20 protein-coding genes are annotated in these 21111 nt (G+C 66.5%); 13 read left to right on the forward strand and 7 right to left on the reverse strand.

Translation table 11 applies throughout. The features are described from left to right. Nucleotides 1–427 precede the first annotated feature (427 nt). A complete protein-coding gene (locus HWX87_RS33295; RefSeq protein ID WP_176051135.1) occupies nt 428–1204 on the reverse strand; it encodes an enoyl-CoA hydratase in 777 nt (258 codons plus the stop codon). Nucleotides 1205–1333: 129 nt separating this feature from the next. Between HWX87_RS33295 and paaN the strand changes: the two genes are divergently transcribed. The 5 genes from paaN to paaK all read left to right on the forward strand — a co-directional run bounded on the left by paaN (nt 1334) and on the right by paaK (nt 6958). After that, on the forward strand, nt 1334–3040 hold the full coding sequence (gene paaN / locus HWX87_RS33300) for a phenylacetic acid degradation protein PaaN (protein WP_176051136.1): 1707 nt from the start codon (nt 1334–1336) through the stop codon (nt 3038–3040). 87 nt (nt 3041–3127) lie between these two features. Continuing rightward, nucleotides 3128–4330 (forward strand): 3-oxoadipyl-CoA thiolase, encoded by a 1203-nt coding sequence (pcaF, locus tag HWX87_RS33305; RefSeq protein ID WP_176051137.1) that lies wholly within the window; start codon nt 3128–3130, stop codon nt 4328–4330. A 45-nt stretch (nt 4331–4375) separates the two neighbouring features. Continuing rightward, the gene (gene paaG / locus HWX87_RS33310) at nt 4376–5167 is read left to right on the forward strand and encodes a 2-(1,2-epoxy-1,2-dihydrophenyl)acetyl-CoA isomerase PaaG (RefSeq protein WP_176051138.1); all 792 of its coding nucleotides are present in this window, start codon (nt 4376–4378) and stop codon (nt 5165–5167) included. Nucleotide 5168: 1 nt separating this feature from the next. After that, a complete protein-coding gene (gene paaI, locus HWX87_RS33315) occupies nt 5169–5621 on the forward strand; it encodes a hydroxyphenylacetyl-CoA thioesterase PaaI (protein WP_176051139.1) in 453 nt (150 codons plus the stop codon). Between the two features lie 38 nt (nt 5622–5659). After that, nucleotides 5660–6958 (forward strand): phenylacetate--CoA ligase PaaK, encoded by a 1299-nt coding sequence (gene paaK / locus HWX87_RS33320; RefSeq protein WP_176051140.1) that lies wholly within the window; start codon nt 5660–5662, stop codon nt 6956–6958. A 191-nt stretch (nt 6959–7149) separates the two neighbouring features. Here paaK and HWX87_RS33325 read toward each other — a convergent pair whose 3' ends face one another. After that, entirely contained in the window at nt 7150–8382 is a 1233-nt protein-coding gene (locus HWX87_RS33325) for an MltA domain-containing protein (protein WP_176051141.1), read from the reverse strand. Between the two features lie 81 nt (nt 8383–8463). Further along, a complete protein-coding gene (apaG, locus tag HWX87_RS33330) occupies nt 8464–8838 on the reverse strand; it encodes a Co2+/Mg2+ efflux protein ApaG (protein WP_011350820.1) in 375 nt (124 codons plus the stop codon). A gap of 178 nt (nt 8839–9016) precedes the next feature. On the opposite strand from apaG, the gene rpe reads away from it, so the two are divergent. From rpe to HWX87_RS33370, 8 genes are all read left to right on the forward strand, one after another. Then, complete coding sequence (rpe, locus tag HWX87_RS33335) at nt 9017–9703, forward strand: ribulose-phosphate 3-epimerase (RefSeq protein ID WP_011883156.1); 687 nt, start codon at nt 9017–9019, stop codon at nt 9701–9703. A 4-nt stretch (nt 9704–9707) separates the two neighbouring features. Further along, a complete protein-coding gene (locus HWX87_RS33340; RefSeq protein WP_176051142.1) occupies nt 9708–10472 on the forward strand; it encodes a phosphoglycolate phosphatase in 765 nt (254 codons plus the stop codon). 357 nt (nt 10473–10829) lie between these two features. Beyond that, entirely contained in the window at nt 10830–12323 is a 1494-nt protein-coding gene (gene trpE / locus HWX87_RS33345) for an anthranilate synthase component I (protein WP_176051143.1), read from the forward strand. Between the two features lie 13 nt (nt 12324–12336). Continuing rightward, nucleotides 12337–12927, forward strand: coding sequence for an aminodeoxychorismate/anthranilate synthase component II (locus tag HWX87_RS33350; RefSeq protein WP_176051144.1), 591 nt, complete (start codon nt 12337–12339; stop codon nt 12925–12927). A gap of 13 nt (nt 12928–12940) precedes the next feature. Then, the gene (trpD, locus tag HWX87_RS33355) at nt 12941–13972 is read left to right on the forward strand and encodes an anthranilate phosphoribosyltransferase (protein ID WP_176051145.1); all 1032 of its coding nucleotides are present in this window, start codon (nt 12941–12943) and stop codon (nt 13970–13972) included. A 30-nt stretch (nt 13973–14002) separates the two neighbouring features. Next, nucleotides 14003–14788: an indole-3-glycerol phosphate synthase TrpC gene (gene trpC / locus HWX87_RS33360; RefSeq protein ID WP_176051146.1), complete on the forward strand. Its 786-nt coding sequence runs from the start codon at nt 14003–14005 to the stop codon at nt 14786–14788. Beyond that, entirely contained in the window at nt 14788–15414 is a 627-nt protein-coding gene (locus tag HWX87_RS33365) for a CYTH domain-containing protein (protein WP_176051147.1), read from the forward strand. Before trpC ends, HWX87_RS33365 begins: the two co-directional genes overlap by 1 nt. 13 nt (nt 15415–15427) lie before the next feature. Then, nucleotides 15428–16333: a uracil-DNA glycosylase gene (locus HWX87_RS33370; protein WP_176051148.1), complete on the forward strand. Its 906-nt coding sequence runs from the start codon at nt 15428–15430 to the stop codon at nt 16331–16333. A gap of 125 nt (nt 16334–16458) precedes the next feature. Here the strand turns inward: HWX87_RS33370 and HWX87_RS33375 are convergent, their stop codons facing one another. The 4 genes from HWX87_RS33375 to HWX87_RS33390 all read right to left on the reverse strand — a co-directional run bounded on the left by HWX87_RS33375 (nt 16459) and on the right by HWX87_RS33390 (nt 21105). Further along, a complete protein-coding gene (locus tag HWX87_RS33375; RefSeq protein WP_176051149.1) occupies nt 16459–17055 on the reverse strand; it encodes an NAD(P)H-dependent oxidoreductase in 597 nt (198 codons plus the stop codon). 147 nt (nt 17056–17202) lie between these two features. Continuing rightward, nucleotides 17203–19002, reverse strand: coding sequence for a PDZ domain-containing protein (locus tag HWX87_RS33380; RefSeq protein WP_176051150.1), 1800 nt, complete (start codon nt 19000–19002; stop codon nt 17203–17205). A 105-nt stretch (nt 19003–19107) separates the two neighbouring features. Continuing rightward, complete coding sequence (locus tag HWX87_RS33385) at nt 19108–19836, reverse strand: DsbC family protein (protein WP_176051151.1); 729 nt, start codon at nt 19834–19836, stop codon at nt 19108–19110. Between the two features lie 90 nt (nt 19837–19926). Further along, on the reverse strand, nt 19927–21105 hold the full coding sequence (locus HWX87_RS33390; RefSeq protein WP_176051152.1) for a UbiH/UbiF family hydroxylase: 1179 nt from the start codon (nt 21103–21105) through the stop codon (nt 19927–19929). Nucleotides 21106–21111 lie beyond the last annotated feature (6 nt).

Here is a 21111-nt window from a genome sequence, read left to right on the forward strand (position 1 = left end):
CCATCAAGCGCCCACACTTATCGGCTGTTAATTTTTAAAGAGCATTTCTGCGAGAAACTTCGTGTTTCTCAGCAGCGCTGCGTTTTCAGCAGCAGAGAAGCGAGATTATGAACCGTGTTTCGCAGCTCGTCAACAACTTTTTACACGACATCGTTGCGACCGCGGGGCTCAACTTCCTGTACCGCCGAGGCTCGTACCACCTGCCTCAACAGCACCGCTTCCCTTCTCTCCCGCGCCGCGTTTCCGTTAGCGCGAAAGAGGCGTGATTCTATGCATCTGCCCCGATCTACGCAAGCCCCTTTGTGAAAAAAGTTTGAAAAAGCCCCCGTGCGCTGACGCGCACGGGGGCTTCGGGCTCGACGGACCGGGCGAGCGTACTTATGCAGGCGCCAAACAGCCGTCGGACACCTGCCGTAGCGCAGCCCGATCAGCGGTTCTTGAACTCCGGCTTGCGCTTCTCGACGAATGCAGCCATCCCTTCCTTCTGGTCTTCGGTCGCGAACAGCGAATGGAACAACCGACGCTCGAAGTGGACACCCTCGGCGAGCGTCGTCTCGTATGCCCGGTTCACGGACTCCTTGACCATCATGACCGCCGGCAGCGAGAACTCGGCGATCGTCGCCGCAGCAGCAAGCGCCTCGTCGAGCAACTTGTCAGCCGGCAGTACGCGCGACACGAGCCCGGCACGCTCGGCTTCGGCGGCGTCCATGAAACGTGCGGTCAGACACATGTCCATCGCCTTCGCCTTCGACACCGCGCGCGGCAGCCGCTGCGTGCCGCCAGCACCCGGCATGATGCCCAGCTTGATCTCAGGCTGACCGAACTTGGCCGTATCCGCCGCGAAGATGATGTCGCACATCATTGCGAGCTCGCAGCCGCCGCCCAGCGCAAAACCCGAAACCGCCGCAATGATCGGCTTGCGGATCTCGCGGACCGTCTCCCAGTTGCGCGTGATGTAGTCGCCCCGGTAAACATCCATATAGGAGTAGGTCGCCATCATGCCGATGTCCGCGCCGGCCGCGAATGCCTTCTCGCTCCCTGTCACGACGATCGCGCCAATGTTGTCGTCCGCATCGAACGCCTTCAGCGCGGCGCCCAACTCATCCATCAGCGCATCATTCAGCGCATTCAGCGCCTTCGGGCGGTTCAGCGTAACCAGCCCGACACGCCCCCGGGTCTCCACCAGGATGTTCTCGTAAGCCATCTATTTCTCCTCGATCAATGAAATGAGAAACGCCTCGCACATGCGAATAGTTTGATGCTACCATTCTCCGACCAACCGGTCGGTTAATTAATCGATCCAACCCCTCTCAACGTCCATCAGGCCGCCGCCATGACCCATGCACTGTTCACGAAGCACGAAGACACGCTGAAACACGCACTCGCCGCCATCGAGAGCCGCGGGTACTGGAGCCCGTTCGCCGAAATGCCGAGCCCCAAAGTGTACGGGGAAAGCGCGAACGCCGATGGCGAGGCCGCGTTCAAGTCGCACCTCGACAGCACGTTCGAGCTCGACCAGCCGGCTTCCGGTGAAACGGTCGGCGCGGAGCAGTCGCCGTACGGCATCGCGCTCGGCATCCGGTATCCGAAATCGACGCCCGACGCACTGATCGCCGCCGCGGCCGCCGCGCAACGCACGTGGCGTGAAGCCGGCCCGGCCGCCTGGGTCGGCGTCAGCCTCGAAATCCTCGCGCGTCTGAACCGCGCGAGCTTCGAGATCGCGTACAGCGTGATGCACACCACCGGGCAGGCATTCATGATGGCGTTCCAGGCCGGCGGCCCGCACGCGCAGGATCGCGCGCTCGAGGCAGTCGCCTATGCGTGGGACGAACTGCGCCGCATCCCCGCCGACGCGCACTGGGAAAAGCCGCAAGGCAAGAACCCGCCGCTCGCGATGCACAAGCGCTACACGATCGTCCCGCGCGGCACGGGGCTTGTGCTCGGCTGCTGCACGTTCCCGACCTGGAACGGATACCCGGGCCTGTTCGCCGACCTGGCAACCGGCAACACCGTGATCGTCAAACCGCATCCGGGTGCGATCCTGCCGCTCGCGATCACGGTCCGGATCGCTCGCGACGTGCTGCGCGAGGCCGGGTTCGATCCGAACGTCGTCACGCTCCTCGCGACCGAGCCCAACGACGGCGCCCTCGTTCAGGATCTCGCACTGCGCCCCGAGATCAAGCTGATCGACTTCACCGGCAGCACGCAGAACGGTACGTGGCTCGAACGCCACGCCCATCAGGCACAGGTCTACACGGAGAAGGCTGGTGTCAACCAGATCGTGATCGACTCGACCGACGACCTGAAGGCCGCCGCCAAGAACATCGCGTTCTCGCTGGCGCTGTACTCCGGCCAGATGTGCACGGCGCCGCAGAACATCTACGTGCCGCGCGACGGTATCCGGACGGCGGACGGTCACGCGAGTTTCGACGAAGTCGCACAGGCCATCGCCGTTTCCGTGCAAAAACTCACCGGCGACCCGGCACGCTCGGTCGAACTGATCGGCGCGATCCAGAACGAAGGTGTGACCGCGCGTATCGACGACGCCCGCCAGCTCGGCCGCGTGCTCGCCGACAGCCTGACCCTCCAGCACCCCGCCTTCCCCGATGCCCGCGTGCGCACGCCGCTCGTGCTGCAACTCGACGTGGCCGATCGTGCGAAATTCACGCAGGAGTGGTTCGGCCCGATCTCGTTCGTGATCGCGACCGACTCGACCGCGCAATCGCTTGATCTCGCCGGGGAAATTGCGGCAGAACATGGCGCGCTGACGCTCTCCGTCTATAGCACCGACGAGGCAATCGTCGATGCCGCGCACGACGCAGCGGTACGCGGCGGTGTCGCGCTGTCGATCAACCTGACGGGCGCTGTATTCGTCAACCAGTCGGCCGCGTTCTCCGATTTCCACGGCACCGGCGCAAACCCGGCGGCCAACGCGGCGCTGGCCGACCCGGCGTTCGTCGCCAACCGCTTCCGTGTGGTGCAAAGCCGCGTCCATGTTGCCCCGAAGGCGGTCCCCGCGGAAGCTGGCCAGACGGCATAACCCGAATGGCCGACGTGCAAACGCCGCCACGTTCTCTACCATGAACGAATCCGCCACCCGGCGGGTTCGTTGCTCATCGATACGCCCATGACAGACGCCTACATCTGCGACGCAATTCGCACCCCCATCGGCCGCTACGGCGGCGCCCTGAAAGACGTCCGCGCCGACGACCTCGGCGCGGTGCCGCTCAAGGCGCTCGTCGAGCGCAACCGGAACGTCGACTGGTCAGCGATCGACGACGTGATCTACGGCTGTGCGAATCAGGCCGGCGAGGACAACCGCAACGTCGCGCGCATGTCGGCGCTGCTCGCGGGCCTGCCGACCGACGTGCCGGGCACGACGCTGAACCGGCTGTGCGGCTCCGGGATGGACGCGGTCGGCACAGCCGCACGCGCGATCAAGGCGGGGGAAGCGCGCCTGATGATCGCGGGTGGCGTCGAGAGCATGACGCGCGCGCCGTTCGTGATGGGCAAGGCCGCGAGCGCATTCGCACGGCAGGCCGACATCTACGATACGACGATCGGCTGGCGCTTCGTCAATCCGCTGATGAAACAGCTGTACGGCGTCGATTCGATGCCGGAAACGGCCGAGAACGTCGCGGTCGACTACAACATCAGCCGAGCCGACCAGGATCTGTTTGCACTGCGCAGCCAGCAGAAGGCCGCACGCGCGCAGCAGGACGGCACGCTTGCCGACGAAATCGTCGCGGTCACGATTCCGCAGAAGAAAGGTGACGCCATCGTCGTGTCGCGCGACGAACATCCGCGTGAGACGTCCCTCGAAGCACTCGCGAAGCTGAAGGGTGTCGTGCGACCGGACGGCTCGGTGACGGCCGGCAATGCATCGGGTGTCAACGACGGCGCATGTGCGCTGTTGCTCGCCAATGCACAGGCAGCCGACCAGTATGGTCTGCGTCGCCGTGCGCGCGTCGTCGGCATGGCGACCGCCGGTGTGGAACCGCGCGTGATGGGCATCGGCCCCGCGCCGGCCACGCAAAAGCTGCTGCGCCAGCTCGGCATGACCATCGACCAGTTCGACGTGATCGAGCTGAACGAGGCATTCGCGTCGCAGGGCCTCGCGGTGCTGCGCATGCTCGGCGTCGCCGATGACGATCCTCGCGTGAACCCGAACGGCGGCGCAATTGCGCTGGGCCATCCGCTCGGCGCTTCCGGCGCCCGTCTCGTGACCACGGCGCTCCACCAACTCGAACGTACGGGCGGCCGCTTTGCGCTCTGTACGATGTGCATCGGCGTCGGCCAGGGCATCGCCCTCGCGATCGAACGCGTGTAACCGACGCGCCGCGCGCCTATAACGAAGTCATGAAGGAGACACTGCATGTCCTATCAGGCGATTCAGCTGGATATCGATCAAGCCGCGCGCGTGGCCACGATCACCCTCAACCGCCCCGACAAGCTGAACAGCTTCACGCGGGCGATGCATCGCGAACTGCAGTCGGCGCTCGATGAAGTCGAAGCGGCCGGCGCACGCGCGCTGATACTGACGGGTGCGGGGCGCGGCTTCTGCGCGGGCCAGGACCTGGCCGACCTCGACTTCACGCCGGGCGCGTCCACCGACCTCGGCACGCTGATCGACGAGCACTTCAATCCGCTGATCCGCCGCCTGCAGCGCCTGCCGATTCCGGTGATCGCCGCCGTCAACGGCACGGCGGCCGGCGCCGGCGCGAATCTCGCGCTCGCATGCGATCTCGTGTTCGCCGCCCGTTCAAGCAGTTTCATCCAGGCCTTCGTCAAGATCGGGCTCGTACCGGATTCGGGCGGCACGTGGTTCCTGCCGCAGCGCGTCGGCATGGCGCGTGCGCTGGGGCTCGCGCTGACCGGCGACAAGCTCGGTGCCGAACAGGCCGAGCAATGGGGCTTGATCTGGCGTGCGGTCGACGACGACGCGCTCGTCGCGACCGTCCGTCAACTCGCCACCCAACTCGCGCAACAGCCGACGCTCGCCATCGCATCGATCAAGCAATCGATGCGCGACAGCGTCACGAACACGCTCGACCAGCAACTCGACCTGGAACGCAACCTGCAGCGCGAGCTCGGCCAGTCGCACGACTATGCGGAAGGCGTGAAGGCATTCATCGAGAAGCGCGCGCCGCGCTTCGAGGGGCGTTGACATGACGAACGCCACCGACACGCTCGATCCCGATTCGCTGGCCCGCGCCACCGCGCAGGCCATGTACGACGCAGATGCATGCAGCCGCGCGTTCGGCATGGAAATCGCCGAAGTACGCGCCGGCTACGCCCGCCTGCAGATGCGCGTACGGCCCGAATTCCTGAACGGACACCAGACCTGTCACGGCGGCATCATCTTCACGCTCGCCGATTCGACCTTCGCGTTCGCGTGCAACTCGTACAACCTGAACACGGTCGCGGCCGGCTGCTCGATCGAATTCCTGCGCCCCGTGCACGGCGAGGACATGTTGACAGCCGAGGCGATCGAACAGGCGCGCGCCGGCCGCCACGGCATTTACGACATCCGCGTCACGAACCAGGTCGGAGAAACGGTCGCGATGTTTCGCGGCAAATCCGCCCAGATCAAGGGCACGGTCATCCCGGAAGACCGCTGACGTCGACGGTTCGCACATAACAAACACTGGAGACAGGCATGACTACCCCGCTACCGCTCGAACCGATCGAGACCGCCTCGCGCGACGAGCTGATCGCACTGCAGCTCGAACGCCTCAAGTGGTCGCTCCGGCATGCGTATGACCACTCGCCCGTCTATCGTCGCAAGTTCGACGACGCGGGCGTGCATCCGGACGACCTGAAGACGCTCGCCGACCTGTCACGCTTTCCGTTCACGACGAAAGGCGACCTGCGCGACAGCTATCCGTTCGGGATGTTCGCGGTGCCGCAGGATCAGATCTCGCGCATCCATGCGTCATCGGGCACGACCGGCAAGCCGACGGTCGTCGGCTATACGGCCGGCGACATCGACACGTGGGCGAATCTCGTCGCGCGCTCGATCCGCGCTGCCGGCGCGCGCCGCGGCGACAAGGTGCACGTCAGCTACGGCTACGGCCTGTTCACGGGCGGGCTCGGTGCGCATTACGGTGCCGAACGCGCAGGGCTGACCGTGATCCCGTTCGGCGGCGGCCAGACCGAAAAGCAGGTCCAGCTGATCCAGGATTTCCGGCCCGACATCATCATGGTCACGCCGAGCTACATGCTGTCGATCGCCGACGAAATCGAGCGCCAGGGCCTCGATCCCGTGCAGAGCTCGCTGCGTATCGGCATCTTCGGCGCGGAGCCCTGGACCAACGACATGCGCGTCGCAATCGAACAGCGGATGGGTATCGATGCGGTCGACATCTACGGGCTGTCCGAAGTGATGGGCCCCGGCGTCGCGTCCGAATGCGTCGAGACCAAGGACGGCCCGACCATCTGGGAAGACCACTTCTATCCGGAAATCATCGACCCGGAAACCGGCGAAGTGCTGCCGGACGGCGAACTCGGCGAGCTCGTGTTCACGTCGCTGACCAAGGAAGCGCTGCCGATCATCCGCTATCGCACCCGCGACCTCACGCGCCTGTTGCCCGGCACCGCCCGCACGATGCGCCGGATGGAGAAGATCACCGGCCGCTCGGACGACATGATGATCGTGCGCGGCGTCAACGTGTTCCCGACGCAAATCGAGGAGCAGTTGCTCAAGCAGCGCGCGCTCGCGCCGCACTATCAGATCGTACTGACGAAGGAAGGCCCGCTCGACGTGCTGACGCTCAACGTCGAGCCCTGCCCCGACTCCGCGCCCGATACGGCGGCGATCCACGCGGCAAAGCAGGCGCTCGCGTACGACATCAAGTCGCTGATCGGCGTGACGGCCGTGATCAACGTGCTGCCCGTGAACGGGATCGAGCGCTCGGTCGGCAAGGCGCGCCGCGTCGTCGACAAGCGCAAGGGATAAAGCCAGACGCAGCCTGTCAGCAATACGGAACGGCCATCGCGCCGCGCCAAAAAGAAACAGCCCGATCGGCCAAAACCGATCGGGCTGTTTCGTCTCGGGCACGGCCCGTCAAAGCAAGTCACATCACGTCAGGCGTACCGCACGGAACACCCGCGCCGCTGCGCTCGCGCGCCCGACGCGGCCACCGCGCATCACGAATTCGGGAACAGCAGCCACATCCGGCCGACCTGCTTCATCCGGCCCGCCTGATCACCCGCGTCGTCGCCGAGCCCCCAGAAATAGTCGGCGCGCACGCCGCCCTTGATGGCCGAGCCCGTATCCTGCGCGAACACGAGCCGGTTCATCGGCGTATTCGTCAGCGGACGCGTAGTCTGCAGGAACACGGGCGTGCCGAGCGGGATCGCCGACGGGTCGACCGCGATCGAACGCTCCGGCGTCAGCGGTACGCCCAGCGCGCCGATCGGGCCGTCCGCGCCGCCGTGCGGCGCATCTTCCTTGGTCGGCATGTCGCGGAAGAACACGAACCGCGGATTCGTGTCGAGCAATGCGTCGACGCGGGTCGGGTTCGCCTTCGCCCATGCCTTGATGCCCTGCATCGTCGCCTGGGCAGGCGTCAGCTCGCCGCGATCGAGCAGCCACTTGCCGATCGACCGGTACGGCTGGTTGTTGGTGCCGCCGAAGCCGACCCGCATCACCGAGCCGTCGTCGAGCAGCACGCGCCCCGAGCCCTGCACCTGCAGGAAGAACGCCTCGATCGGATCGTCGACCCACACGAGTTCGTTGCCGCTCAGGATGCCGGCGCGCTCGAGCTGCGCCCGTACCGGCAGCGCGGCACCCGCGCGATAGCCGGAAGGCCAGCGATAGAGCGCGTACTGATACGGGCCGCGGCGCACGCGCGAACCGTGCAGCAGCGGCTCGTAATAGCCGGTCACGAGCCCGTCGAGCGTCCCGTCGGTATTCGCAAGCTGGAAAGGCGTGAAATACGTTTCGAAGAAGGTGCGTGCGCTGCTGACGTCAAGCTCGTCGAGCCGGTCGGCGGCCGCGCAGGCGCGCGCCCAGGCCGGCTGGCGCGCGAGCCGCGCGCAGTTCTGCCGCAGCGCGGCCGTCGCGCCGATCAGCGAATCGTCCTGCCAGCCCGGCACCTGCTGCCACGCGACCGGCGTAAGCCGCTTCGCGGCAATTTGCCCCGGCACGATCGCCGCGCCGGTCGGCGGCTTCAGCGACGACGTCCGCGTCGGCGCGCTGCCGCACGCGGCAAGCAGCGCTGCCGCCGCGGCCGCTGCCACCCACCCGGCCAACCGGGGCCCAAACCACATACAATGTCCATTCTTGATGGAAACCGCCATGTCAGATTTTCTCGACCAATATCCGATGCTCATCTTCGCGCTCGAAGCCTTCGTAGCGCTTGCCCTGCTGATCTTCATCGTCGTGTGGACGTCGTCGGGCAGAAAGAAGCACGCCCGCAGCAACAACGACCGCCAGCCGCGCTGACGCGCTTCGCACGCTCAATGCAGCGTGCGCGGCATGTGCAGTGCGAACTCGTCAACCGGCGCCTCGAAACGCTCGCCGTCTTCCGCCACGCAGAAGTAGGCGCCCCGCATCGTGCCGACCGGCGTCGCGATCACGGCCCAGCTCGTGTATTCGAAGTGCTCGCCCGGCTGCAGCAGCGGCTGGTGCCCGACGACGCCGAGCCCCTTCACTTCCTGCACGTGGTTCTCGCTGTCCGTGATGATCCAGTGACGCGCGATCAGCTGCGCCGCGACCTGTCCCGTGTTGCGGATCGTCAGCGTGTACGCGAATGCATATTGACGGCGATCGGGGTCGGATTGTTCCGGCAAGTAGCTGGTTTTCACCGAAACGGTGAACTGATACTGACTCATGATGTTTCCGGTGGAAGGTGACTGTCCGTGCCGGCATGGGCAACGGGGCCGCGGGCGCGCCGCATTGGTTCGGCATTCTATGCGCAATCGGGCCTCGTCCGCACGGCCCGCCGCCGCGCACCGGGTCGCCGGACGGTAGAATGACGGTTTTGCGCCGCAACGTCCCCGCTCCCCTGCCATGACCCAATTTCGTATCGCTCCCAGCATCCTGTCGGCCGATTTCGCACGGCTCGGCGAAGAAGTCCGCAACGTCGTCGCCGCCGGCGCCGACTGGATCCACTTCGACGTGATGGACAACCATTATGTGCCGAACCTGACGATCGGCCCGCTCGTGTGCGAAGCGATCCGCCCGCACGTGCAGGTGCCGATCGACGTGCACCTGATGGTGCGCCCGGTCGACCGGATCGTGCCCGATTTCGCGAAGGCCGGTGCGAACCTGATCAGCTTCCACCCGGAAGGCTCCGATCACATCGACCGCACGCTGTCGCTGATCCGCGACCACGGCTGCAAGGCCGGCCTCGTGTTCAACCCGGCCACGCCGCTGAACTACCTCGACCACGTGATGGATCGCCTCGACTTCGTGCTGCTGATGTCGGTCAACCCGGGCTTCGGCGGCCAGTCGTTCATTCCGGAAACGCTGAACAAGCTGCGCGAAGCACGCGCACGCATCGACGCCTATACCGAACGCACGGGCCGCGAGATCCTGCTCGAGGTCGACGGCGGCGTGAAGACCGACAACATCGCGGAAATCGCGGCGGCCGGCGCCGACACGTTCGTCGCGGGTTCGGCGATCTTCGGCAAGCCCGACTACCGCAAGGTGATCGACGAGATGCGCGCGGCGCTCGCCACCGTCGAGCGGAGCTGACGCCGTGGCCGATTCGTCGCTTGCCGGCCATGCGCCGGCCGGGGCCGCCGCGGACGCCGCCCCGATCCGCTTCACCGCGCCGCGCATCGAAGCCGCGCTGATCGACCTCGACGGCACGATGGTCGACACGGCCGACGATTTCACGGCCGGCCTGAACGGGATGCTCGCGCAGATCGGCGCGCCGGCCACGTCGCGCGACGAGGTGATCGGCTACGTCGGCAAGGGCTCCGAACACCTGATCCAGAGCGTGCTGAAGCCGCGCTTCCCGGCCGACGAAGCGCACGCGCGCTTCGTCGACGCGCTGGCGATCTACCAGACCGAATACGCGAAGATCAACGGCCGCCATACGCGCCTCTATCCTGAGGTGACCGCCGGCCTCGACGCGCTGCGCGCGGCCGGCATCCGGCTCGCGTGCGTGACGAACAAGCCGCACCGCTTCGCGGTCGAGCTGCTCGAGCAATACGGGCTGGCCGATCGCTTCGGCATCGTGCTGGGCGGCGACAGCGTCGCGCGCAAGAAGCCCGATCCGCTGCCGATGCTGACGGCCTGCGACGCGCTCGGCGTCGCACCGGACGCGGCGGTCGCGATCGGCGACTCGGAAAACGATGCGCTGGCAGGCCGCGCGGCCGGGATGGCGACGCTGACGGTGCCGTACGGCTACAACCACGGCAACGCTATACAAACGATAAATTCGGATGGTATAGTCGATTCGTTGCTGGTCGCAGCTCGCGCGATCACCGCGCACAATGCCGGCCGGCCAACCCTCTGATCATTTCTTCCATCTGCATGTTTCTGAATAAAAAACGGAGTCTGAGCAGCATCGACCGGGGAGCCTGGCCCTGGCGTCGCTGGTCGCGCTAACCTCTTCGATGAGGTACGCTGAAGCACGTCTTCAGCGCCGTTTTTTATCTCGCTGCGCATCCGCGCGCCGACCGTCGCACCACCTCGAGTTCCACCGCATCCGAACGCTTGCGTTCAGGATCGGCCGCAGGCTCGCGACGTTCACGCCCGGAGTGCCGGCCGGCAACAGGCACTTCTCGATCGACCGCCCTTTCGCCGACGGCAACGCGCGCAGCGTCAAGTGATCCCTGGCGCACGCGCCGCTCGTCCCGAACAGGACCGGAACATGACCGAACTCGAATTCCAATCGCTCGCGAACGAAGGCTACAACCGCATCCCGCTGATCGCGGAAGCCCTCGCCGATCTCGAAACGCCGCTGTCCCTCTACCTGAAGCTGGCCCAGCCCGAACGCGCGGGCGCCAACTCGTTCCTGCTCGAATCGGTGGTCGGCGGCGAACGCTTCGGCCGCTACTCGTTCATCGGCCTGCCGGCCCGCACGCTCGTACGCACCCGCAACGGCGTATCGGAAGTCGTGCGCGACGGCCAGGTCGTCGAGACGCACGACGGCGACCCGTTCCAGTTCATCGAATCGTTCCAGGCGCGCTTCAAGGTCGCGCAGCGCCCGGGCCTGCCGCGCTTCTGCGGCGGTCTCGCCGGCTACTTCGGCTACGACGCGGTGCGCTATATCGAGAAGAAACTCGCGAATACCGCGCCGCGCGACGATCTCGGCCTGCCTGACATCCAGTTGCTGCTGACCGAGGAAGTCGCGGTCATCGACAACCTCGCCGGCAAGCTGTACCTGATCATCTACGCCGACCCGAGCCAGCCCGAAGCCTACGCGAAGGCGAAACAGCGCCTGCGCGAACTGAAGCAGCGCCTGCGCACGACCGTGCAGCCGCCCGTCACGTCGGCGAGCGTGCGTACCGAGACGTTCCGCGAATTCAAGAAGGACGACTACCTCGCCGCCGTGCGTCAGGCGAAGGAATACATCGCGGCCGGTGAGCTGATGCAGATCCAGGTCGGCCAGCGGCTGACGAAGCCGTACCGCGACAATCCGCTGTCGCTGTATCGTGCGCTGCGTTCGCTGAACCCGTCGCCGTACATGTATTACTACAACTTCGGCGATTTCCACGTGGTCGGCGCGTCGCCCGAAATCCTCGTGCGCCAGGAAAAGCGCGGCGAAGACCAGATCGTCACGATCCGTCCGCTCGCCGGCACGCGCCCGCGCGGCAACACGCCCGAGCGCGACGCGGAACTCGCGACCGAGTTGCTCAACGATCCGAAGGAAATCGCCGAGCACGTGATGCTGATCGACCTCGCGCGCAACGACGTCGGCCGTATCGCGGAAATCGGCTCGGTGCAGGTGACCGACAAGATGGTCATCGAGAAGTACTCGCACGTGCAGCACATCGTCAGCTCGGTCGAAGGCAAGCTGAAGCCCGGCATGACGAACTACGACGTGCTGCGCGCGACGTTCCCGGCCGGCACGCTGTCCGGCGCGCCGAAGGTGCGCGCGATGGAACTGATCGACGAGCTCGAGCCGGTCAAGCGCGGGCTGTACGGCGGTGCGGTCGGCTACCTGTCGTTCTCGGGCGAGATGGATCTCGCGATCGCGATCCGCACGGGGCTGATCCACAACGGCAACCTGTATGTGCAAGCGGCGGCCGGCGTCGTCGCGGATTCGGTGCCCGAATCCGAATGGCAAGAGACCGAGAACAAGGCGCGCGCAGTGCTGCGTGCGGCCGAACAGGTCCAGGACGGCCTCGATAGCGACTTCTGACCGGAGACTGACCATGCTGCTCATGATCGACAACTACGACTCGTTTACCTACAACCTGGTCCAGTACTTCGGCGAACTCGGCGAGGACGTACGCACCTACCGCAACGACGAAATCACCCTCGACGAGATCGCGCGCCTGAATCCCGACGCGATCTGCCTGTCGCCGGGCCCGAGCAATCCGCAACACGCGGGCATCACGCTCGACGTGCTGCGCGAATTTTCGGGCAAGAAGCCGATCCTCGGCGTCTGCCTCGGCCATCAGGCGATCGGCGAAGCGTTCGGCGGCCGCGTCGTGCGCGCGGCGACCATCATGCACGGCAAGGTGAGCCGGATCGAAACCGACTGCCAGGGCGTGTTCGCCGACCTGCCGAAGCACTTCGACGTCACGCGCTACCACTCGCTCGCGATCGAGCGCGAATCGCTGCCCGACTGCCTCGAGGTGTCCGCGTGGACCGACGACGGCGAAATCATGGGCGTGCGCCACAAGACGTTGCCGATCGAGGGCGTGCAGTTCCACCCGGAGTCGATCCTGTCCGAGCACGGCCATGCGTTGCTCGAGAATTTCCTGAAGCTGGCCCGTGCCGCGGCCGCGCAAGCCGCCTGACGGGAGCCTCACGATGACGATTACCCCGCAGGAAGCGCTGCAGCGCACGATCGAACACCGCGAGATCTTCCACGACGAAATGCTGCACCTGATGCGGCTCATCATGCGCGGCGACCTGTCGCCCGTGATGGCGGCCGCGATCATCACCGGGCTGCGCGTGAAGAAGGAGACGATCGGCGAGATCGCCGCCGCCGCAACCGTGATGCGCGAATTCGCGAACCACGTCGAGGTGCAGGACAACTCGAACTTCGTCGACATCGTCGGCACCGGCGGCGACGGCTCGCATACGTTCAACATCTCGACCGCGTCGATGTTCGTCACGGCCGCGGCCGGCGCGAAGGTCGCGAAGCACGGCAACCGCGGCGTGTCGAGCAAGTCCGGCAGCGCCGACGTGCTCGAGGCGCTCGGCGTGAACATCGACCTGCAGTCGGAGCAGGTCGCCGCATCGATCGCCGAAACGGGCATGGGCTTCATGTTCGCGCCGAACCATCACCCGGCGATGAAGAACATCGCGGCCGTGCGCCGCGAGCTCGGCGTGCGCACGATCTTCAACATCCTCGGCCCGCTGACCAATCCGGCCGGTGCGCCGAACCAGCTGATGGGCGTGTTCCACCCCGACCTCGTCGGCATCCAGGTGCGCGTGATGCAGCGTCTCGGCGCGCAGCACGTGCTCGTCGTGTACGGCAAGGACGGGATGGACGAGGTGTCGCTCGGCGCCGCGACGCTCGTCGGCGAATTGCGTGACGGCAAGGTGCACGAATACGAGATCCATCCGGAGGACTTCGGCCTGCAGATGGTGTCGAACCGCACGCTGAAGGTGGAAAATGCCGACGAATCGCGCGCGATGCTGCTCGGTGCACTGGACAACCAGCCGGGCGTCGCCCGCGAGATCGTCACGCTGAACTCGGGCACCGCGCTCTATGCGGCGAACGTCGCCGAGTCGATCGCGGACGGCATCCAGCTCGCCCGCGAAGCGATCGCGAGCGGCAAGGCGCGCGCGAAAGTCGACGAACTCGTGCGCTTCACGCAGCAGTTCAAGCGCTGACTCCCCCTTACGAATCAAGCAGGAACCCACATGAGCGACATTCTCGACCGAATCATCGCCGTCAAGCGCGAAGAAGTCGCGGCGGCCATGCGCAGCGCGCCGCTCGAGGCACTGAAGCTGGACGCCTCGGCGCGCGACCTGCGCGACTTCGTCGGCGCACTGCGTGCGAAGCACGCGGCCGGCGACGCCGCCGTGATCGCCGAAATCAAGAAGGCCAGCCCGTCGAAGGGCGTGTTGCGCGAGCATTTCGTGCCGGCCGACATCGCACGCTCGTATGCGGCGCACGGCGCCGCGTGCCTGTCGGTGCTGACCGACGAGCAATTCTTCCAGGGCAGCGTCCGCTACCTCGAAGAAGCGCGCGCGGCCTGCACGCTGCCCGTGCTGCGCAAGGACTTCATCGTCGACGCGTACCAGATCGTCGAAGCGCGCGCGATGGGCGCCGACGCGATCCTCCTGATCGCCGCCGCGCTCGACACGCCGCTGATGCAGGACCTCGAAGCGTATGCGCACTCGCTCGGCCTCGCGGTGCTGGTCGAAGTGCACGACCGCAACGAGATGGAACAGGCGCTGACGCTCAAGACGCCACTGCTCGGCATCAACAACCGCAACCTGCGCACGTTCGAGACGTCGATCCAGACCACGCTCGACATGCTCGACATGATTCCGGCGGACCGCATCGTCGTGACCGAATCGGGCATCCTGTCGCGCACCGACGTCGACACGATGCGCGCGGCGAACGTGAACGCGTTCCTCGTCGGCGAAGCATTCATGCGCGCCGGGCAGCCGGGCGAGGAACTCGCACGGATGTTCTTCTGATGGCGATCGAAAAAGAAATCAAGCTCGCGCTGCCGGCCGGCCAGGCCGACGACGCGCGACGCTTCTTCGAGACGCTGACCGGCGAACCCGGTCACGACATCACGCTCGCGAACGTCTACTACGACACGCCCGATCTCGCGCTGGCACGCTCGAAGAGCGCGGTGCGCGTGCGTCGCGCGCCGCACGGCTGGCTGCAGACGTTCAAGACGGTCGGCAGCGCGGAAGGCGGCCTGCATCGCCGCCACGAATGGGAACTGCCGGTCGCCGGCGACGCGCTCGAAATTGACGCCCTCGTCGCGGCCTGTGACGTGCCGGAAGCCGCCGCCGCGCTGAATGACGCGGCCGGCGCACTGCATGCGCTGTTCCGAACGGATTTTTCGCGTACGCTGTGGCGCATCGCAATCGGCGGCGCGACCGTCGAAGCCGCGGTGGACCTCGGCGAGATCGTCGTCCAGGCGGAACACGAAACGCGCCGCGAACCGATCAGCGAAATCGAACTCGAACTGATCGACGGCCCGGAAGCGGCGCTCGCGACGCTCGCCGCCGAACTGCAGCAGGCGCTGCCGGGTCTCGCTCCCGAAAACATCAGCAAGGCGCAGCGCGGCTACCGGCTGCGCGCGCAATAAACACGCATCACGCATGGCAACCCGCAAGACTTCCCGCGCGCCGCAACAGGCGTCGCTGTTCGACGATCCCGTGCCGGAAACGGCACCGGCCGATATTCCGACCGCGGCTTCCGAGCCGCCCGCGGCCGGGCGCAAACCCGCGAAGAAAACCGCCGCACCGGCTCCGGCCGCCGCGACACCGCAGCCCGCAACCGCTGACGTTCCGCACCTCGCCGCGCAATTCGACGCGCTGCCGACTGTCTGGCGCGACGTGCTGAAGCCGTTCACCGACAGCGACGCGTACGCGCCGCTGTGCCGCTTCGTCGACGACGAGCGCGCAACCGGCAAGACGGTCTACCCGACCGACGTGTTCCGCGCGCTGCGCCTGACGAGCCCGGACGACGTGAAGATCGTGATCCTCGGCCAGGATCCGTACCACGGCGACGATCGCGGCACGCCGCAGGCGCACGGCCTCGCGTTCTCGGTGCCGCCGGCCGTCCGCACGCCGCCGTCGCTGCGCAACATCTTCAAGGAAATCGCCGCGAACTTCGGTCACGACACGCCGCGTCACGGCTGTCTCGACACGTGGGCGCGCCAGGGCGTGCTGCTGCTCAACACCGTGCTGACGGTCGAGCGCGGCGCGGCCGCGAGCCACGCGAAGCGCGGCTGGGAGCAATGCACGGACACGCTGATCCGCGAACTCGCCGGCCGTCATCGCGGGCTCGTCTTCATGCTGTGGGGCGCGCACGCGCAGGCGAAGCGCGCGCTGTTCGACGCGAGCGCGCATTGCGTGCTCGAGGCGCCGCATCCGTCGCCGTTGTCCGCGCACCGCGGCTTCCTCGGCTGCCGCCATTTCGCGCTCGCGAACGACTATCTGGTCGACGCGGGCCGCGAACCGATCGACTGGCGCCTGCCGGAAGTGGCCGAGACGCTCGCGTAACGCGCCGCGCCGGTTCCTTCGAGCCGGCGGCCAGCAGGCATGCAAAAAAACGCCGCGCCCCTTTCGGGGACGCGGCGTTTTTTTTGGGCGATACAACAGGTGCGCCGCACCCGTGTCGACCTTCCTTACGCTGCGGCGATCGCTTCGCGTGCGCTGGCCAGCGCGGCGCTTTGCGCATCCGGGCCGAGGTTCAGGCCTTCCGCGAAGATGAAGCTCACGTCGGTCATGCCGACGAAGCCGAGGAACGTGCGCAGGTACGGCGTCTGGCTGTCGTTCGGCGTACCGGCGTACTTGCCGCCGCGAGCCGTCACGACGTGGACCTTCTTGCCCTTGATCAGGCCTTCCGGACCGTTCTCGGTGTAGCGGAACGTGACGCCTGCGCGGGCGATCCAGTCGAAGTACGTCTTCAGTTGCGACGAGATGCCGAAGTTGTACATCGGTGCGCCGATCACGATGACGTCGGCGGCTTGCAGTTCGGCGATCAGTGCATCGCTCTTCGCGGCGATCGCATTCTGCTCCGCGGTGCGGTTGTCGGCCGGCGTGAAGAACGCGCCGAGCACCGATTCGTCGAGGTGCGGCAGCGCATCGGCCAGCAGGTCGCGAACCACGACCTTCGCGCCGGGGTTCGATTGTTGCAGCTTTGCCGTCAGTTCGTTAGCCAGCAGCGTGGATTGCGCACCTTGCGAACGTGCAGCGGAATTGATTTGCAGAATGGTCGTCATGTCAGGCTCCAGTAGGGTTGCGCTTCGGTAGCGCGAGTGACCCCATTGTGCGTGGCCGCATGATCGCGAAAAAGCGGGTTCAGGGCGACGGATTGTTGCAGCAGCAGAACAATCCTTGATCGCGCCCCGATACCCGCTTCAGTACGTTCAACCCTTCAGCCAGGCTTCCCGGGCCTTCGAGACCGCGGCCGGCTTCGCAGCCGCCGTCAGCCGGTAGCGCGTGACTTCCGGGCCGTCGAGCTTCAGTTTCGCGGTGCGCAGCTCGTCGCGGCGGAACGCGTGAACCTCGACCTTGTCGCCCGGCCGGTAGCGCGCGAGCAGCGCATCGAGGTTCGAGCCCGTCACGCGCAGCCCGTCGACCGCGATCAGCGTGTCGCCGGCCGACAACCCCGCGCGATGCGCGGCGCCACCTTCGTAGACCGCCGCGAAGGTGCAATCCGCGCCGCCGCGCAGACGCGCGCCGATCGTCGGCTTCGCGGCCACGCCGTTCGCGACATCGGGCGCGAGCGTCACGCCGAACGGTGCGAGCAGCTCGGCGAGCGGCAGGTCGCGCGTGCCGTGCACCGCATCGGCGAACAGGCGGCCAAGCGCGACGCCCGTCGCTTCCTCGATCAGCGTCTCGACTTCGTTTTCCTCGACGCCTGCCTGCTTGCCGCGGTAGAAATCGCGACCGTAGCGTTGCCACAGCAGGCGCATCACGTCGTCGAGCGACTTCCGGTTGCGCGTCTGCGCGCGGATCGCGAGATCGAAGGCGAGCGCGACGAGCGACCCCTTCGTGTAATAGCTGACGATCGCGTTCGCCGCGTTCTCGTCCTGGCGGTAGTACTTGATCCACGCGTCGAACGAGCTATCCGCGACGCTCTGCTTGAGCCGGCCCGTGCCGCGCAGCACGCCGCCGACCGTGCGGCCCAGCGCCGCGAAATATTCGTCCTGCGACATCAACCCGCTGCGCACCAGCATCAGGTCGTCGTAATACGACGTGAAACCCTCGAACAGCCACAGCAGCGACGTGTAGTTCTCGCGCGTCAGGTCGTACGGCACGAACGCCGCCGGCTTGATGCGCTTCACGTTCCACGTGTGGAAATACTCGTGGCTGCAGAGGCCGAGATACGTGCGATAGCCTTCCGTCGTTTCCGGGCGCCCCTTCACCGGCAGGTCGGTACGGTTGCAGATCAGCGCGGTCGACGCACGATGCTCGAGGCCGCCGTAACCGTCGCTGACCACGAGCGTCATGAACACGTAGCGATCCATCGGCGCCTTCTTCGACTTCGGCTCGAACAGCGCGATCTGCGCTTCGCATACGCGCTTCAGGTCGGTACGGAGCCGCTCCATGTCGAGTTGCGTCACGCGCCCGGCGATCACGATGTCGTGCGGCACGCCATGTGCGTCGAACGTCGCGAGCGCGAATTCGCCGATCGTCACCGGATGGTCGGCCAGCTCGTCATAGTTCGCTGCGCGATACGCACCGAAACCGTAGCGCTTCGTACCGCGCGCTTCGGGCAGCGCGGTGCCGACGCGCCATGTGCGGAACGCCGCACCGGCCGGTTTCGCGATGTCGACTTCGCACGGTACATTCTCGCGGCCGGCGACGCTCAGGAACACGGCCGTCGCGTTGAAGAAGCCGCCCGAATCGTCGAGATACGCGGAACGCACCGACAGATCCCACGCATACACGTCGTAGCGCAGCGTCAGCGCGCCGGTCACGGGCGCGGCTTGCCACGTGTGCTTGTCGGTCTTCGCGATGCGCACCTTGCGGCCCGCGTTGTTGAACGCACCGAGCGTCACGATGTTGCGCGCGAACTCGCGCACAAGGTAGCTGCCCGGAATCCACACCGGCAGCGAGAAGCGCTGGCCCTCGGGATCGGGATCAGCGACCGTCACCGATACTTCGAACAGGTGCGCGGCAAGATCTTTCGGGACAATCGAATAGCGGATCGGCTGGGTCATCGTGGCAATCGGTCGGTCGAATACGGCGGCGAAAACGAAGAGAGGCGCCGGCAGATCATGCGGGCGCCCCTCGCCGGCCGGGCCATGTGCCCGGCGTGTGGTCGGTTACTTGCTCGAGGCGAGCGCCTGATTGAGCTGGTCTGCCGAGACTGCGCCCGGCAGACGGCGGCCGTCCGGCAGGAAGATCGTCGGCGTGCCCGTGACGTTCATCCCGCGGCCGAGCGCGAGGTTCTTGTCGAGCGCGCTGGTATCGCAAGTGCCGGCGCCGGACGGCGCGCGGTGGTCGAGCATCCAGCCTTCCCACGTCTTCGCACGGTCGGTCGCGCACCAGATCGCCTTCGACTTCACGGTCGAATCCGGCGACAGCACCGGGTACAGGAACGTGTAGACGGTGACGTTGTCGACCGACTGCAGCGTCGTCTCGAGCTTCTTGCAATACGGGCAGTTCGGATCGGAGAACACCGCGATCTTGCGGGCGCCGTTGCCCTTGACGACCTTGATCGCATTCGCGAACGGCAGGCTCGCGAAATCGATCTTGTTGATTTCGGACAGGCGGGCGTCGGTCAGGTTCTTGTGCGTCTTGGTGTCGACGAGATCGCCGAGCAGCACGTAGTCGCCCGCCGCGTCGCTATAGATGATCTGCGTGCCGAGGTTCACTTCGTAGAGGCCGGCGACCGGCGATTTCGACACGCTCTTGATCGGTGCGTCGTTGCCGAGACGCGCTTGCAGCGTCGCCTTCAACTTGTCGGTGGTCTGGTCGGCCTGCGCGGTGCAGCCGAGCGTCGCCATCGTGACGGCCAGCGCCAGCGACGCGATGCGGATCGTTTTTTTCATCGAAATCTTCCTTCAGCTCAATCGGTGTGCACGGCACAGTGTACGCCGTAACGGAACGGAGTCCGACCGGCGAAACAGCCGAAGGTTCGCTCAGCCGAGCGCGGCCGACACGAGCCAGCGCTTCACGAGCGGCTGCGCACCGACGAACGCCATGCCCGCATTGCGTACCGCCTTCGCGAGCGAGCCCGGCACCGCGAACAGACGCTGCAGGCCGTCGGTCGCGACCATCAGCGCGCGGATGTCCTCGCGGCGCGAACGCTCGTAGCGGCGCAGCAGCACCGTATCGCCGAGGTTGCGGAAGCTTTCCTTGCCCGCGATCGCATCGGCGAGCGCCGCGACGTCGCGCAGCCCGAGGTTCATCCCCTGCCCCGCGAGCGGGTGGATCAGGTGCGCGGCATCGCCGACCAGCGCGACGCGCGGCGCGATCAGCTTGTCGACCGTCTGCAGCGCCAGCGGAAAACCGGCGGCCGGCGTCACGCATTCGAGCGTGCCGACCTGGCCGTGCGACACGCGCTCGACCTCGGCCGCGAACTGCGCCGGATCGAGTGCGAGCAATTCATCTGCATGCGCGGTGTGCGCGGACCACACGAGCGACACGTGGCCGTCCGGCAGCGGCAGCAGCGCGACGATCTCGCCTTCGTGGAACCACTGGTAGGCCGTCTCGCGGTGCGGCAGCGATGCCTTGAAGTTCGCGACGACACCCGTCTGCCGGTAATCGCGCCGCTCGACCTTGGCCCCCATTTGGGAACGCACCCACGAATGCGCGCCGTCGGCGCCGACGATCAGGTCGGCTTCGAGCACCTGCCCCGATGACAGCGTGAGCACGGCCGCGTCGGCGCGCACGTCGAAGCCCTGCGCGCGCGCATCGAACCACGTGAGGTTCGGCTGGAACCGCAGCGCGGCGTCGAGCGACGTCTCGACCAGCGACGATTCGGCGATCCACGCGAGCTGCGGCACGGAGGCCTGGTATGCGGAGAAATGCAGTTCCGCATGCGCATCGCCGTACACGCGCATGTCGTAGGCGGGCGCGAGCCGGCTGTGGTCGAGTGCCTGCCAGACCCGCAGCCGCTCGAGCAGCGCTTGCGAACTGGAGGACAGCGCGTAGACGCGCGTGTCGAACGCGAGATCGGCGGGGCGCGGCGTGGCCGGCTGGGCCAGCAAGGCTGTCTTGTAGCCGGACTGGGTCAGCGCGAGCGCGGCCGTCTTGCCGACGAGCCCGCCGCCGACCACGGCGACGTCGAAGGTGTGGTGGGCAGTCATGGCGGGCATTATAGC

It is taken from the genome of Burkholderia sp. BCC1644 (genome assembly GCF_902833225.1).
GTDB lineage: Bacteria > Pseudomonadota > Gammaproteobacteria > Burkholderiales > Burkholderiaceae > Burkholderia.